The 16,445-nt window shown below is 38.4% G+C and carries 15 protein-coding genes; 3 read left to right on the top strand and 12 right to left on the bottom strand.

Going from position 1 to position 16,445, the window contains the following annotated elements; all coding sequences use genetic code 11:
- Positions 1 to 10 precede the first annotated feature (10 nt).
- The 12 genes from CXF85_RS10845 to pdsO form a co-directional block, all read right to left on the bottom strand.
- On the bottom strand, positions 11 to 670 hold the full coding sequence (locus CXF85_RS10845; RefSeq protein ID WP_157829078.1) for a sensor histidine kinase: 660 nt from the start codon (positions 668 to 670) through the stop codon (positions 11 to 13).
- 135 nt (positions 671 to 805) lie between these two features.
- Positions 806 to 1,939: a DNA alkylation repair protein gene (locus CXF85_RS10840; RefSeq protein ID WP_101228547.1), complete on the bottom strand. Its 1,134-nt coding sequence runs from the start codon at positions 1,937 to 1,939 to the stop codon at positions 806 to 808.
- Positions 1,940 to 2,129: 190 nt separating this feature from the next.
- On the bottom strand, positions 2,130 to 3,497 hold the full coding sequence (locus tag CXF85_RS10835; protein WP_101228546.1) for a tetratricopeptide repeat protein: 1,368 nt from the start codon (positions 3,495 to 3,497) through the stop codon (positions 2,130 to 2,132).
- Between the two features lie 159 nt (positions 3,498 to 3,656).
- Positions 3,657 to 4,304, bottom strand: coding sequence for an energy transducer TonB (locus CXF85_RS10830; RefSeq protein WP_232771161.1), 648 nt, complete (start codon positions 4,302 to 4,304; stop codon positions 3,657 to 3,659).
- Positions 4,305 to 4,372: 68 nt separating this feature from the next.
- Positions 4,373 to 4,783, bottom strand: a complete 411-nt coding sequence (locus CXF85_RS10825) for an ExbD/TolR family protein (protein ID WP_198555587.1) — start codon at positions 4,781 to 4,783, stop codon at positions 4,373 to 4,375.
- Between the two features lie 82 nt (positions 4,784 to 4,865).
- Complete coding sequence (locus CXF85_RS10820) at positions 4,866 to 5,393, bottom strand: MotA/TolQ/ExbB proton channel family protein (protein WP_101228544.1); 528 nt, start codon at positions 5,391 to 5,393, stop codon at positions 4,866 to 4,868.
- Between the two features lie 3 nt (positions 5,394 to 5,396).
- Positions 5,397 to 6,842 carry a MotA/TolQ/ExbB proton channel family protein gene (locus CXF85_RS10815; protein WP_442871869.1) on the bottom strand — a complete coding sequence of 482 codons (1,446 nt, stop codon included), beginning with the start codon at positions 6,840 to 6,842 and terminating at the stop codon, positions 5,397 to 5,399.
- A gap of 2 nt (positions 6,843 to 6,844) precedes the next feature.
- Positions 6,845 to 7,669: a DUF3450 domain-containing protein gene (locus tag CXF85_RS10810; RefSeq protein ID WP_101228596.1), complete on the bottom strand. Its 825-nt coding sequence runs from the start codon at positions 7,667 to 7,669 to the stop codon at positions 6,845 to 6,847.
- Between the two features lie 306 nt (positions 7,670 to 7,975).
- Positions 7,976 to 8,662 carry an SOS response-associated peptidase gene (locus CXF85_RS10805; RefSeq protein WP_232771154.1) on the bottom strand — a complete coding sequence of 229 codons (687 nt, stop codon included), beginning with the start codon at positions 8,660 to 8,662 and terminating at the stop codon, positions 7,976 to 7,978.
- Positions 8,663 to 8,701: 39 nt separating this feature from the next.
- Positions 8,702 to 9,388: a class GN sortase gene (locus CXF85_RS10800; protein ID WP_101228542.1), complete on the bottom strand. Its 687-nt coding sequence runs from the start codon at positions 9,386 to 9,388 to the stop codon at positions 8,702 to 8,704.
- On the bottom strand, positions 9,375 to 11,585 hold the full coding sequence (locus tag CXF85_RS10795; protein ID WP_101228541.1) for a marine proteobacterial sortase target protein: 2,211 nt from the start codon (positions 11,583 to 11,585) through the stop codon (positions 9,375 to 9,377). The genes CXF85_RS10800 and CXF85_RS10795 overlap by 14 nt, the downstream gene beginning before the upstream one ends.
- A 103-nt stretch (positions 11,586 to 11,688) precedes the next feature.
- A complete protein-coding gene (gene pdsO / locus CXF85_RS10790; RefSeq protein ID WP_101228540.1) occupies positions 11,689 to 12,588 on the bottom strand; it encodes a sortase-associated OmpA-like protein PdsO in 900 nt (299 codons plus the stop codon).
- A 56-nt stretch (positions 12,589 to 12,644) separates the two neighbouring features.
- On the opposite strand from pdsO, the gene CXF85_RS22780 reads away from it, so the two are divergent.
- The 3 genes from CXF85_RS22780 to pdsS all read left to right on the top strand — a co-directional run bounded on the left by CXF85_RS22780 (position 12,645) and on the right by pdsS (position 16,035).
- A complete protein-coding gene (locus tag CXF85_RS22780) occupies positions 12,645 to 12,809 on the top strand; it encodes a hypothetical protein (protein ID WP_157829077.1) in 165 nt (54 codons plus the stop codon).
- 290 nt (positions 12,810 to 13,099) lie between these two features.
- A complete protein-coding gene (gene pdsR / locus CXF85_RS10785; protein ID WP_101228539.1) occupies positions 13,100 to 13,816 on the top strand; it encodes a proteobacterial dedicated sortase system response regulator in 717 nt (238 codons plus the stop codon).
- A 2-nt stretch (positions 13,817 to 13,818) separates the two neighbouring features.
- Complete coding sequence (gene pdsS, locus CXF85_RS10780; protein ID WP_101228538.1) at positions 13,819 to 16,035, top strand: proteobacterial dedicated sortase system histidine kinase; 2,217 nt, start codon at positions 13,819 to 13,821, stop codon at positions 16,033 to 16,035.
- Positions 16,036 to 16,445 lie beyond the last annotated feature (410 nt).

Raw genomic sequence — 16,445 nt, 5'->3', positions numbered from 1 at the left:
TAAGTATTAATTACTCCTGGTAATAAGGCACTAAAGTGCGAATGGTGGTGTATTTACCTTCAACGGAGGAATAACTAATTGAATAACCATGCTTACTGGCTCCTTCCACAATACTTCTTGTTCCTATGCCATGTACTTTACCGTCGCCATGTTGAAATAATATTGTTTTATCTAATTCTTCTTGGCTCATGCCTTTGCCATTATCTGTAAAAGTCCCCACTAAATATGTTTCTTTCATCTCGATATGTACATCAAGCTCTGTGGCTCCTGCGGCAATAGCATTGCTAACAATATTTTCACGTAAGCGTACCAATTCAACGGGGTTTAAATAAGCATTTTTAGGCTCATCAATCATAGTGACTTTTAAGTTAATTTTTATATCATAAATTTCCATCAACTTATCATATGCAGGTTTTGAATTTTTAAGGAAATGTTCCTGCACGGCCATCAGTACAAAGTCGTTCTTGGTCTGTTCTGTTTCCTGATAGGTTCGAGCCAACTCATGTGATAAATCTCTCGCCCTTAATAAGCCGTTAGTCACACGTTCTACATAAGAATTCTGCTGTAATTCAGGATTCTTTAGTAACAATAATTCAAAAGACCCCATGGCAATGCCCAAGTGATTGTTAACATCATGGTTTAAAAACAATACATTCTTATTTTCACTCATCGGTAACATCCTTTTATTTACTTCCTTTTATATAACGTAGACTATTTTAGTAAAAAAGTAGTGAGTTAACGTCATCAGTACAAAAAATAGAAATAATTTTGTGATATTTCATGGGAAATTTCAGGCTGTGCTTTATTACTGCGTCACACTGGTTGCAATCAACTCAAAGTCTCTAGCCGAAAACTCTTTACCATTGAGTATGATTGATACTTGGTGCCTACCTGCATAGTACACGCGCGTACTAATGGCTTTAAAGCTCTGTTTACGATGCACTTGATGCGTTTCATTGGCGGCAATAATACGCTCGCTTATTTTAAAAACTTTTTTAGACAACTGACCGTTTTTTTTCAAAAAATATAAGCCGTATTCCAAACGTATTTTTTTACTTCTTGCTGAGGTGTTTTTTAAGGTGAAACTGAACTGGGCATACTCGCCAAAATTAACCTTGTCAGTTATTACTTCAAACTCAATGAGCTCAATACCGGTGCTGTCATAACCAAAGAGCGCCAGCATCTCAGGACAAGCTTGTTTTAATAAGGTTCTAGCGCCATGTTTTAACGTTCGATCAAACTGCTCACTTTTCCCTAAATATTCTTTTACAAAATCAATAACCACTTGCGGGTTATCTTTAGCGATATCATTTAAGTTATTGGCAACACTGCGGCGAACAATTTCGGTAGGGTCATCAATTAACTGATGTAAAATAGGGAGAATATCAACGGGGGTTTTCTTATATTCCTGTAAAGCTATGGCCCAAGGTAAACGCGGTCGACTACCCTCACTAGCTAAACGTCTAACCATATGATGTTCATGTTGGCTCCATAAAACCATCTGCGCCAACATTTTATTGCCGTATTTAATGATGAAGGGCCGTATGGCAAATTCACCACTGGTAAATTTCGTTATTTCTTCCATCACTTCAACAGATTTTTGATAGTGATCTATACCGTAAGTTTCAAGGTATTCCGGCAAGAACATGTATTCAACACTACCTTCTGTAATACCTGATTTGGTTAAACTTTCTATTAACTTAACTAAAACGTCTGCGGCTTGTGAAAAATCAGGAGGCATAAACTGATGCATTACTGCATTGGTATGACTCATGCGCTCTTTCAACTCTAATGCATCAAAGTTATCGCATAACATAAGTGCCATAAATTCTTGCTGATTAAACTTTTGATCATCATGATTGGCTAAGCACCCCTTTAGATGTTGAGATAAAGTTAGATAGAAATCTTTGTTATATAAGTCTTTTAAAAGTTCAGCCATGTTTATTATTTCAATCTACTATTTTTATAATGGCAATAACTATACATCGCACCACAACTGTATGTAAACACAGTCACTGATTTATCTATAACTATTCTCTACAGCCAACGTTTTACAAAATTATTTAATTTATTAAAACAAAAAAGCACCCTAAGGCGCTTTCAGTATGCTTATTCACTACGCCCAATAACTAATTAAGCATCGCTAACTGCACTTTATGTTGTTCTTGCTCTCGTTCAACATACTTGCCCCATTGCAACGCCGTTTTTTTAGTACTGACAAATTGTGATGCTTTTGCAAATGCAGCTAAAGAGCGTTCAAAGCTTTTCACGTTAAAACTCGCCATACCTACAATCAAATGCATATTAGCGATGTCTTTAACATTTTTAACTTTACTTTTTTTATGCTCAGCATAACGAGCTAAAGCAAGTTTTGCAGCGTTCATCGCAGCTTGCCACTGCTCAGTATTTAAATACGTTTGCGCTAATAAGGCATCATGCTTGCCTGATTGGGCAATATCACTAACGCGAATCAATACCTTAATCGCTTTATCGTCTTCTTTAGCAGCTAAATAGGCACGAGCTAACATACTTAAATTATCTTCATCGGCAAAAATACTGCCTTGCTCGATAGCATCATCCAAAACTGCGGCACTTTTATACGGTGCGCCATGAAATAAATAAAGTTGCGACAAGGTAATAATATCACTAGTTTTGCTAATATAACCCGCTTGGTAGGCCGCCTCCATTACTGCCATTTGTTTATCTTCTTCACCGATTTCACCGTACATACTTGAAAGCTGTAACCAGTATTGTGGTTTATCATATAAACGCACTAGCTTTTCCATTACCTTGGTTACTTGCTTCGGTTGTTGTAACTCATAATAAGTAGCACGCTGTAAAGTTAGCCAATTTTCTTTAGGCTGTTTATTGTTAGCTTCAACTAAACCCACTGCTACTTCAATATGCTTTAAACTATTAATAAAATCTTTATCTTGAAAATACACTTGTGCAAATAACATTTCTTGATTACCCGTTAGCTCCTTCTGATTAAGAGTTCGCCACTGGTTTAAGTAATCAAGCGCTGATTTAAAGTCTTGTTGCTGCATGCTTAATTGCGCTAAAGAATAAAGCGTTGAGATGATCAAACTATCAGGAATGGCTGTCTCAGCAATAACCTTATTGAAACTATCAATAGCCAATGCTAAATCATCATTACCGTAATACATAAAACCGTAAAAATTAAATAACATCGCGCGTTCATAACTATTTAAGCTATCAAGGCGCTCTTCTACTTCGCCTAATACTTCAAAGCCTTCTATTTTATCACCTTCATCCGCCAACTGTTGGGCACGGGCTAATTGTGCATAGACGCGATTTCGCATTGCGGGTACTTTTTTACTGGCACGGTAACTTTGTTTAGTGACGTTTTTTTTATCTGCACTGTTTTCATCTGCATTAGTTGCTGTGCTTGTTTGTGCAGCAAAAGTTTTGCTGCTTGTTATCGTGACAAGTAATGTAAATACGGTTGTCAGTAGTAAGGAATTTTTGCTTTTCATAACTTGCCCCTTAATTATCTATTAATAGATAATTTATAAAACTTAATAATGGATTCAACAGAATGTACGTCCTGCATATTCTACTAAGTAGCATCCATGCTACGTTCGATTAAACACTTCAGTAATGACAGATTCATACCTTTGAATTCTTTGAAATTTTTAGCCATCAATTTCAAAGCTAATCTTGTTTTGTACGCCCGCAACTTCCATCGCAATACCATCAACAACACGTGGTTTGTATTTGAATTTGGCAACCGCATCAAGCGCTGCCCGATCAAATACCCCTTCGGGTTTTGCTTGAACAACCACGGCATTACTCACTGCACCTGTTTTTGTCACAACAAACTCAACAATAACAAATCCTTCAATGCCACGAGATTGTGCTCGACGTGGGTAAATAGCGGCAACTTTAACAATCGGTAAATAATCACCATCACCTGTATCTAAACTTAAACCGCCTGCCAAGCCCATATCCGTTTGAATATCCGCTGCAAAACTACTTTTAACCGCATTAGCATTAGGGTTAGATTGTTGCATTTTCGGTGCGTTCATTGGTGGTGGTGGCTCTTTTGGTTTTGCTGGTTTTTGTGGTTTTCGCTCTTTTTTTACAATGGTTTCATCTTGTTTTAAGCGGATAAAATCAAGCACACTGCCTTTAGCTGGGTCTGTCATTACTTCATTTCCCCCGGCGATTAGCTTCTGCATACCCCAAAGTAAAAGGAAAGTCATGCTTAACGCTAATACTCCAGCGATTACATAACGAGTACCACTACGTACAATTATATCTTTAGATATGTCCTGCGACATTTGTTGTGACACATCCTGTGCCATATTTTTTGGTATGCTTGTTAACATATTAACTCCCAAGCCTATTTCTAGGCATCTTGTGCTGCAATAGACACGTCATAAACACCGGCGGCACGTGCAGAATCCATCACCTTAATTAAGGTATCAGTGGTAGATTTTTTATCGGCTTGAATCACAACAGTACCTTGTGGGTTTTCTGCTTTTAAACGCTCAATATTTGCTTGTACACTGCGAATATCTACTTTACGTTTATTGATCCAAATATCACCTTTATCGCTTATAGCAACTAAGATATTGGCACGTTCTTTTTTCACCGCTGTCGCCGCTTCTGGACGATTAACGTCAATACCTGCTTCTTTAACAAATGAGGCGGTTACGATGAAAAAAATCAATAAGATGAAAACCACATCTAACATCGGGGTCATATCAATTTCTTCTTTTTCATCTTGGTCTTGTAACATTTGGTTTAAGTGACGCATAACTAACTCCTACAATTCTATTTTTAAATAACTGTTTCGCTTCACACGAAACAGTTATCCGCTATGATTTAATAGCTAATGACTAATGACTAACCGTCAAGCTGTCGGCTAACAATTCAGATTCTTTTTTAGCATTTCGGCGTAACCAGGTTGCAGTAAACACACCTGATAACGAACCGACCATACCCGCCATTGTTGGGATAGTGGCGCGTGATACACCCGACGCCATAGACCTTGCATTGCCGCTGCCTGATATTGCCATCACATCAAATACTTCAATCATGCCGGTCACCGTGCCCAGTAAACCTAACAACGGACACAAGACAACCAAAGACTGGATAAGCGCTAAATTACGATTCAATTTAGTGGTACCACGAGAAATTAACGCATTGCGTATTTGCTCGCTGTACCAAGATGTTTGATCCTTACGACCTTGCCATACACTAATCATGTGTTTCTTTACGCTACGGTAGCTGTAAAAAACAAAAACAAAGCGTTCAAAAATCAATAACCACATAATGAAGATAACAGCGGCGATCACGATTAATACTTGACCACCGGTATCCATAAACTCATTAATGGCGTCGTACATTTCCATTAAGGCAATCACTATTTATGCTCCTTGACCTGCAAGTTCAGGGCTATTTTCAAGTTCTGCGCGCTCAGCTCTTTCAGCAATAAGCCCAGTACTTTCTTGTTGTAAAATATTAACAATGTTGCGACTGCGACCATTTAAGTAGGCAAAGATAAACACCATTGGGATAGCAACAACTAGGCCTAAAACGGTAGTAACAAGCGCTTGAGAAATACCGCCAGCCATCAGCTTAGGGTCGCCAGTACCAAATAAGGTAATCGCTTGGAAGGTATTAATCATGCCCGTTACCGTACCGAGTAAACCGATTAACGGAGCCACCACTGAGATGATTTTAATTAAGGTGAGACGTTTGGATAACTTGGGTACTTCTCTTAAAATAGACTCAGATAATTTAAGCTCCAAGGTTTCAGTGTCTAGGTTTGGATTGTTATCTTTAACTTGCATAACACGACCCAACGGGTTATCGCTCGATGCTATCGGTGACTTAAGCTGACGTTCAACTTTAGAGCCAATAAGCACTAAGCTAATTAAACGTTCTAGCGCGATAAGTAGACCGACAAAACCAATCGCTAAAATGATGTAACCCACTGGTCCACCTTGGTCTACTCGTTCTTTTAAATCAGGGGCTTGCACTAATAAACTTAATATTGAACCACCGGTTGGGTCTAAAGCAAACGCAGTGGTATTGCCGCCGCTCTCAATCAAATCACTCGTTGATGCTAAGTAGCGACTTGAGGGCTGCCTCATAAGCTCTGCAACCGAGCCAGTTTCATCAATGTATTCCAAATATTTGCCATTAGAGATTAAATTAAAGCCACCTACACGGGTAACTTCAGCATTTTTACGGTCGCCATTGGCTAAAACAATTTCACGGTTAAACGTGGTTACTTTTCCGCTTTGCGTCATTTCACGTTGTAGTTCAAACCATAGGCGCTCAATCTCGCTGATGGATGCAAGCTTTGAACTTGAGCCCATACTTTGCGCAAATTCATCTAAAAACTGCCCACGTCCGGGTATTTGCGCAGAAATAACTGACGTTTGAAACTTACTGCGTGTATCACCTGATACTTGCTGTAACACACCAAACAATTCTTTTAGTTCACCTAAACGTTTATCTAAAGCTTCAGCCTTATTTGCTAAGTTAATTTCATTATCAGCAAAGTTTTGTTCAAGCTGCACACTCAGTACTAAGGCATTATCACGCTGTAAGCCCATGTCATTCAGCATATTTTGCTGTTGATTAAGTTTGCCTTTAAATTCACTTTCTCGTGCTTGATTTTGCTTGGTTTGCGTGATTTTTCCTTGCGCTAGCTGATTTAATAAATCATCCAGATTCACTGCATCTTGTGCATAACTAGCCGAACTCAAAGAAGCTAGCGAAATTGAAAGTGCAGAAACGGTCAACGCTTTCTTGATTGTGTTTTTTATTACGCTCTTTATTACATTAGGATAAATAGTCATCATTATTACTCTGCTTGTGTCGATGTTTCATTGAAAGACACTGGTACCATAATCAAATCTGGTGCTAGCTGTTTACGGGCGATACGTAAGGCTTTATTAATACCTAAACGATAATCTTGTGACAGAGTTTGCCACTGACCGCTTCCTGTTGAAGATTGCTTCCATTCGCCTAAATGGCTACCGTCACGGGTTTGATAGACCAAACTGACGCGGCCAATACGTAAAAAATCAACATCCATTTGTTTACCATCAATCGGTAAAATACCGCTGTACGCTTCAATAGTACGGCCGTAATCTACTTCAATTTGATAGGCTTCGAGGACCCGACGAAACTTCTCAGAAACAGCGATATCCGCACGATTCATCATGGTTTTTAAATCTTCAACACGTTTTGTTCTTTCGCTTGGCAAGAAAGGTATATCAAGGTCTACAAAAGTATCTAACGTGCTAATCATACGCGCCATTAATGGCGATATTTGACGTTCAATAACACTCACTTCTTCCATCGACTTAGCTAGCTGGGCTAGTTCAGTTAATTGGCTGTCTAGCTGCGCTTGCATTTGTTGGTTATAAACACTGAGACCATCAACTTCTTTTGTGACCACATGAAATTGCTGTAATTTAGTTTGTACTTGGTCAGTAAAACGATTTACTTTTTGTTGTGATTTAGCGGCTGAATGATTGATTTGCTGACCAGCGCTAACAACATGCGTCAATTGATCGCTATTAGTTTCAGGGAGTTGCTCTGCGAACGACAGAGATGAAAAAACTAAGCTGGTGGTACTTACGCTCAACAACAAACTTGCTTGCGCTAGTTTAGATAACTTCATAGATTTACCTTCTTCGCTAAAAATTAATATTTTTATGGATAATGCCTTAATGGTTCGGCGTAATTGCGCGAATGCATTAGCACGACTGAATCGAAGCATTAAATGTATGAGGCGAAGTCTACCGAGCAAATGTGACACTTAAACTGTAAAAACATGACACTTAAGTTGCATTAATGTTTCTATTTAGTGACAAGGTGTATCTGAAGGGTGTTTAGTAAATACGTTTTAGAAGGCGTTAGCTAAGTTAAGCACAACCAATTGGCATAATTAAAGATGCTTTTCGGTTACCTCGTTAATACCAAGAAATTAAGCCGCAGAAATTTTGATAAAACGTTGATCGATAGCTTGAAACAATGGCGACAATTGTTCTGCGGGGGATTGAAACCAAAAATCACGATACTGAGGTAGTATAATTACAGGCATACGTAGATGGTATTCAGCACACTTTGCATTAGGCTCAGTTGTTAGCGTTACCAATTGTTGCTTTGCTTTTGGACTCGAATTTTGCTTATTACTTCCTGATGAGTCTGGGTATGAAATTTGATTTTCGCTTTGCTTTACCTTTTCAATTTGCCTTTCATCTTGATTGGAATACCAAATACCAGCCATCAATAATGGCTCTTCATTGACGTGGCTAAAAAGGTACTTTTTCTTATTATTTCCCTCAGTTCGCCACTCATACCAGCCCGAACAGGGAATTAAACATCGGTGTGTTTTAATCGCCTCTTTAAAGGTACTTTTGGTGAGTACCGTTTCACTTTGTGCATTAATAAGTAGTCGCTTTGACCAGCTAGGTTGAATACCCCAATTGCTATCAAGTTGCTTAAAAGGTGACTGCTGATTTTTATCATCTTCGGCTGAAGCAGCGCTTAAACCTTTACTAACGAGCGTTGCGACTGTTTGCCCTGGGCTGAGGTTACTGTTTGATGGTGCACTAAAATTACAGCCAAAAAATTCGCTTATTATTTTACTGTGCTTATTATCAAAATTCATTCTGCCGCACATAGTTACCTCAATTATTAACATAGCCTTTCAATGATTATACTTCACAGCTTGAATTACTAGTCGTTGTGTTTTTATTTTATTTGTCACTTCAAAGGGGTAACAAGTGATCAGTGTTATCATTGTTTCATCTTGAAATAGATACGATGAAACATCATATTCCGAGACAATATTAATAGTTGTGATCCGGTAAGTTAATATTTTCCCTTGTTGGTCTTCCAATAAAAACTCCTCCCCTACATCGCTATCTTCTAGCACATTAAAATGACTGTCGTTATGTGCAGATATCACTGTATTGCCGTATTGATTTGGCTTTGCTGAATCTTCAAGCCAAGTGGGTGCAAACGCCATAGCGCGTCCTGTCATTCCTGCCATTATAATCCAAGACACATTGTTTTTTTTATACGTTAATTTTGCTACCGGATAGCTATCTGCCCATTGCCAAGGCAGATATTTTTCCTGACTATGTTGCTGCTTATCTTGTTCAGGAGCTTGTAAATATGTCTGCTGAGTCTCTTGCCACGCATGTTTTAGCAATACTTGTGCAAGCACTGATTTAGCGTACAGGTAACTTGGTTTTATCAGTAATAAACAGGCAATAACAATTAAGCTTAATAAAATGATTTTATAAGGATTTTTACTAAACTTATCCTTTGTGTTTGTTGTAAGAACGATACTATCGCTCTTACAACGATTACTGGAATTAGCCTTGTTCATTATCTTCTCGGCTCGGCATTAACAAAAGTGATATCACTGACATGATCAATAAACATATCGCGCCATTAAATTGCCATTGCCAATTTAATGCTGTGGACGGTAGCTTTTGTCCCACAGGCAACATATTTTTTAACTGTTTAGCAATCGCTGTTTGATGGTGTGGCCTAGAGACTTCTTTTTCAACCGCGACTAGACTGGTGAACGGCGTAACCAAATGATATTTCAAGGCAAGTTCAATAATATTATCTTTTGCTTTAGTATCTTTATATAACATCAATTGACGATAATGGTCGGCAATTTTACGTCTTGCCCATAGGGTTGCCAATGGCGGTATATTTAGCTCCTGTGCCGACTTAGTAGACTTAGCTTTATTCCTCTCAATATCCCCTAAAACATTATTTTCAACATTGCCTTGTTGATAATTTTCAATATTAACTGACCAGATTTTTCCCTGATATATACCCGTAAGTAAACTATCACTTTGTTCGCCTGTTACTTGATAACTTAGAAATAACGGCTCATTCGCATAAACATCTGGAATAGGATTCGGTGTGGTCAATAACGCACCGTTTGGATCATTCAGACTCATGTTTAAATCGGTCAGCACTGGTTGGCTCAACTTGGTAAAAAGTCGGTCCATTTGTTTTACCAATTCATTATGATTACTGATGAATTGATAACTTCCACGACCTATCTCCGCCGCTTTTTTCATAAAGTATCGGTTAGGTGCAGTACCTAAACCAACAGTGAATAATCGTTTATTACCAATCCTTTTTTCTATATCTGAAAAAATTTCCGCTTCATTACCTACAGCACCATCTGTTAAAAAAACAATTTGCTGGAGCTTTTCATTGCCATTAGCTTTTTCGTTGAGTACTAAATCTAACGCTGATTTAATTTCAGTGCCGCCAGTAGACTCTAACGCTGAGACAAAACGCCAAGCATGTTTTTTATTCGTTTCATTGGCAAGTACGGGAGCTTGGAAAAGTTTGGTCGGGTACGAATTAAAAGCGATGAGTTGAAAACTGTCACGCTCGTTTAAACTCGTTAGTGCATATTTAAATGCTTGCTTGGCTTGTGCTAAAGAATCACCGGCCATAGAGCCAGAGGTATCTAATACAAAAGTAAGCTCGCGCAGTGGCGTTATCTTATTTGCAGCTGAGTTCTCATTCAACGCCGACAGTCCAGGTAACACCATTAACAAACCATACTTTTTATTTTGATAAGCTTGTTGAAAGTTTAATATTTGAGGCAATGTTTGTGGGGGATATTGCCATGTTAATTTGAAATCTTTTTCAACCGGCTGGTGGACTATCTTAAGCGTATAATGCCCTTGCTCTTGTTGTTGAGAGATTAAAGAATGATTTATGCTATTAACTTTCGCTAACTCTGCGCCAGAAAAAAGATCAACAGTTAAATCAATAAACGGGCCTTGGGCTTGACCAACACTTGAATCTTGGTCAAATAATGAGGTGTTTGAGTTCTTTTCTGTTCTAGTGCCTACTAGCGTTGCCGCTCGCGCTTGAAAAATTAATGCGGGTAACGAATTATGCGTTTCAGATATTTTAGAGCCCTTAGGTTGATACCTCGGTGTTATTGCCATAGGGAAATGTAAACTGAACTCCCCTGCTTGATAATCAACCTGTTGAAAGTAATTTAGCTCTACTTCAACTTCTTCATTCGGCGGGATATTAGCCAATTGGGTGGTAAATAAGTTAGGCCTATGTTGCTCAATTAGCGCCGCCTTTTTGCCACTTTTTTTAGCATTATTAAAGGTTTTTCTCGCTTGTTTTTTTTCTTGAACTTCTCCAACAATAACGCGTTCGCCAATACGCATTTTAAGTTGATTAATCGCCGCATTATCAGGTAACGGAAAAGCATAAACACCGTGTTGCCAATTATTGCTAGTATTCGTAAATTTTTGTTTCACTTTCACATTCGCTACCAAACCGTTAATTTCTATCTCGACTTGGGTTTTAAGTTGAGGCGCTTGCAAAAATTGCTTGCTGTTGTTCTGCTTAAAAAGCAAGGTGCCTGAGCTAACGTCATTCAGGTTAACTTGATGGTAATCCATGTTATTGGAAACTAAGTTATTGTTGTTTTCGACTGCATAGACATGACTACTAAGACCGAGAGTCATGCCCAGTGTTATGCCTGAAATGATAAATAAATTGAGCGTAATGGGGCTAAATCTCATGCCTCTTCTCCGTGAGAATATGGTACTTAAAAATGCCGAGCAATCATAAATAAAAATAGGGGCTGTTAATGAGAGCTCGACCAAGGTTGGCAGTTGAAGAGAATTAGTTTATGTCTGCTAATACTTGTGTGTGTGCAATAACTTGCTTTGGTAAGGTTACCTGCTGCTTTGCAACTTCAAATCCAGATGTTTTCTGCTTTGCTACTTTTTTCTCAGTTACTTTATGCCCTGGTAAGGTCACATGAATTTGAGCAACATCCTGCTCAGATATAATGACCTGCTCTTGAGCAAATAATTGCACATCTACACGACGCTCATTAAAGTTGCTATTCGCCGTACGGTTAGCTTGCATTGAATTACTCTCACCAAATGCTTCAGTGCTAATATAGTTTTCATCAACACCTAAATTAACCAACATTAACTTAACTGACTCAATTCTTGCCTGAGAAAGCTTTAAGTTACTTTCTTCGCTGCCACTTGGATCTGAATAACCCGACAGGCTCACCGACAACTCAGGGTTTTCTTGCATCATCATAGCTAAGTGCTTAATTTGCGGGGTGTAGAAAGATTCAACTTGCGTTGAGTCCACATCAAACTGAAGGTTTAATTTAAGCTGCTCTAATTTATCAGCTTGGCTCAGTGTCTTTTCTGTCAACGCTAACTCTTCAGTTAAAAGCTGTTGTGTTTGTTCACTTTTCGCTAGACGTTGTTGCAAAACCTGCTTGTCATTACTTAGTGATTTCATCGCCATTTTATTTTTTACTAAGTGTGTTTCTACTTGTTCTATTTGATCTTTTTGTTCTTGCGAGTGGCCAATAAATAAGCCGATAGTACCGGCGACCACTAAACCAACGGGACCGGCAATCAATCCGCCGATAACAGCACCGGTACTTAGTCCAATTATTTCATTGGTATTATCATTATCTTCCTTTGTTGAAGAAGCCATAGCTGGAGTCATTGCCAGAGATAAGATAATGCTTGTCGCGATTAGTTGTTTTTTCATGTTTGTACCCTCAGTAATTTATTTAGTATTTCTTAAAATGTTTTTAAGATTGGTTAATGTTGCTTACGAGATCTATTAAACAACAACCAAATGGCAAAACAGGGGCTGAAAAATGGCAATGTGATGAGCAATTGTGGCGAAAAAAAGGCAATCACCGTTTGGCTCTATTTATGTTGGATTTTATGGTAGATAATGTCATACCAAGTACATTAATTAATTGACCACTTAGCGAGAATTAAAAGGCTTAGAGGCAAGGCATTGATTGAAGATAATGGTTACTCCCTTGTCGAAATCAATAACAACGCATGTAAGCCTTTTAAACTCGCCCTTTGGGAGTTTATTAGCGAACCGATAACGGCTCAAAATTAAAGAAATATAGAATAACTATATTTAAGTAATTTTGCTTGTTCTAAGCTCGCTAATACAACTCTAAGTTGATCAATTTATTAGTGTAATTGGTATTACTAAGCAGTTTAATGACAAACTAACTATGTAGTTACAAGGACGCTCAATGAGCCGAAGTATTGCAATCGTTGAAGACGATATTTCCATTAGAAAAAACTACACTGAGCTTTTAGAGAAGCAAGGTTATAAAGTACAAGCCTATAGTAATCGTAAAGAAGCTCAGCTTGCCTTAACGGAGAAACTGCCTGACTTGGCCATCATTGATATTGGTTTAGAAGATGAGATCGATGGCGGATTTACTTTGTGCCAAGCGTTACGTCAATTGTCGAGTTCATTACCTATTATTTTTCTAACAGCTCGTGACAATGACTTTGATACGGTCAGTGGTTTAAGAATGGGCGCAGATGATTATTTAACTAAAGATATTAGTTTACCGCACATGCTCGCCCGCATTGCTGCACTGTTTAGACGCATTGAAGCAAGTCATAAACCAACAAGTAATGATGATAATATTATTACTGGTTCACTCACTTTATGTCTTGAACGCATGTTGGTTCATTGGCAACAACAGTTAATTGAACTTACCGTGACCGAATTTTGGTTAGTACATTCTTTAATTAAAGTTCCTGGACATGTTAAAAGCCGCCAGCAACTCATGGAAGATGCCAAAGTGTATGTTGACGACAGCACTATTACTTCTCATATCAAACGTATTCGTAAAAAATTCATTGTGTTGGATAATGATTTTGACTGTATCGACGCGGTTTACGGTATGGGTTATCGATGGAAAGCAGAGAAAACAACTGAAAGTAACCTTGATTAACCATGAAATTTAATCGCCCGACCTTTCGCTTTGGTTTAAGAATAAAGTTATTTTTACTTTCTTTGTTTTTATTCGCGATCCCATTATTAGGTTATCAATACGTATGGGAAATGGAAAAGTATTTACGTATTGGCCAAGAAAAAACCTTAATGGGTACCGTGCGTGCAGTCGCAACGGCTCTTCATGAACGTCCAAAATTATTTAACCGACAAGCCAGTTTCTTACCTACGGTACAAAAAGGCCGTGATCTATACGCCTACCCTATTGTTGATCCTATTCAGCTCGACGGAAAATTAGATGATTGGCACAATCAACATCGAGCATTAAATTATCAACAAGATTATTTAATTGAAGGACATGATATTTATCAAGAGCAAAGTCTCTCTTTTAAACATATGGTGGGTAAATACCGTGAGCATCTGTATGCCTATTTTTCGGTAACCGACGACAGCGTTGTTTATAGACCTGAAAACAGCTTAAGAATAGACAAAAATGATTTATTACAAATTGCCTTTATTACCCCTGAGGGTGACTTTCGTCGCTATGTTATCTCAACTAAAGCGCCTGGCTGGGTAACCGCTTATCAAATTGATACTAATTCATCCGTTGGCTCATCCGACAGTTCATACGATAATAAGCCTTTAGCGCCAGAGCCACGTATCCAGGGGATGTGGATTGAAACAGAACAAGGTTACACTATCGAATTACGACTGCCATTAAGCTTATTAGGAAGCCAATTAAGTTTTGCGATTAGTGACATTGACCAAGGCAGTAAAGAACAAAAAATTACCCTAGGCACTTCACCATTTAAACAAGCGGATCAATTAGGTACCGTTTTATTACCCTCACCTGAAATTGAACGTATTTTAAAAGGCTTAGACCATAGTGAATCACGTATATGGGTGGTCGATAAACATGGTCGCGTATTAGCCAAAGCGGGTGATATTAAAAACTCAGATGGTGTTTGGGGAAAAATGACTAAGCCTGATCTTGAAGAAACTTGGTATCGCCCACTTCAGCAGCAGTTATTAGCAATATATGACAAAATTTTAACAACGCCACCCAAAGATTTTAATGATCAACTTTATGATGTGGCTCACTTGCAAGGTAGTCATCTCACCAAAGCGCTGAATGGTAAACGCGGGGCAACTTGGCGTTTAACCACAGATAATAAAGCCGTTATTTTATCTGCCGCTTATCCTATTTACAGTGACGGCGAAGTAAAAGGCGCGGTCATTGCAGAAGAAACCACCAATGGTATTAGAACGTTAAGAAATCAAGCATTACAAAGTTGGTTTAACGTTATTTTGGCAGTGATGGGGTTAGGCACATTTGCCTTATTTGTTTTTGCCTCACGCACGTCAAACCGAATTCGTACCTTACGCAACCAAACAGAACAAGCGATTGATGAGCAGGGTAAAATAATTCACCCTATTCCAATTAGCAATGCCTCTGATGAGGTTGGAGATTTACAGCGTACTTTCGCTTTAATGGTGCAACGATTAAGTCAATATACTCAATATCTTCAGGGGATGTCGGCAAGTTTATCACATGAGTTAAGAACGCCAGTAGCCGTGGTAAAATCGTCACTAGAATCGTTAGAGCTTGATTTACCCGCCAGCCAAGATAACGTCTATATGCACAGAGCAAAAGAAGGCGTTAACCGCTTATCGACAATTTTAACCTTAATGAGCGAAGCGACTCGTTTAGAGCAGAGTTTACAAAATACCGAGCGAGTTAGTTATGCCATTGACGAGGTTGTTTCGGGTTGCGTACAAGGTTATCAGTTAACTCAACCTCAACAAGCTTTTACCTTATCAATCGATCTATTTGACGATAACCTTAACGAAAATAAAGAGAATCAAGTTAATGGTGGACCTGAACTACTTGCCCAACTTTTAGATAAGTTACTGGCTAATGCAGTAGAGTTTTCTACGATAAATACCTGCATTGATATAAAACTAACCGCTAAAAATGATCTCTTTATTTTAACTATTGGCAATATAGGTGCATTACTTCCTATAGCCATGCAAGATCGTTTGTTTGATTCTATGGTCTCTGTCCGTAAAGGTAAGCAAGATCCACAACCGCATTTAGGATTAGGGCTCTACATTGCACAGTTAATTGCTCAATTTCATCTCGGCAGCGTTGAACTAGTGAATAATGAAAGTGCTACTGGTGTTGATGCCATAGTGACGATTCCTTCAGCAAAGAAATAAAGATGGGTGCAATTACTGAATATTATAATGATCACTTTGTGCGCTTTCCTGACTAAAACAGAAATCTAGGTAACGACTGGTCTATGATCATAAAGCGGACGCTCGGTGATTACGGGTTTAGTTTTCAGCTAAACGTTAATTAATGCGTCATTGCAAACGCTGTCAGGCCGTTGAGTGCCACTTTGAGCCGTTAGCTAAGGTTGTTCCACACTTCACGACAAATAAGAAAATGGACATTCAATCTAATTCATTAATGGACAATCATGAGTTTGAAGGGGGTATTTTTTTGATTCATTAAAGCAGTTTATAAGTAGCTGAAAATAGCAATGACATCAGTTAAGGTGCAATCGTTAGTTATATATAAGTTAGGTACCGTATATTGTGGATAATGGCGAGAAAGTTTTGGTTAA

This window comes from Colwellia sp. 75C3, from assembly GCF_002836255.1.
Lineage (GTDB): Bacteria > Pseudomonadota > Gammaproteobacteria > Enterobacterales > Alteromonadaceae > Colwellia.
Note: the sequence above shows the minus strand (reverse complement) of the source record. Positions and strands in the feature narration are given on the sequence as shown.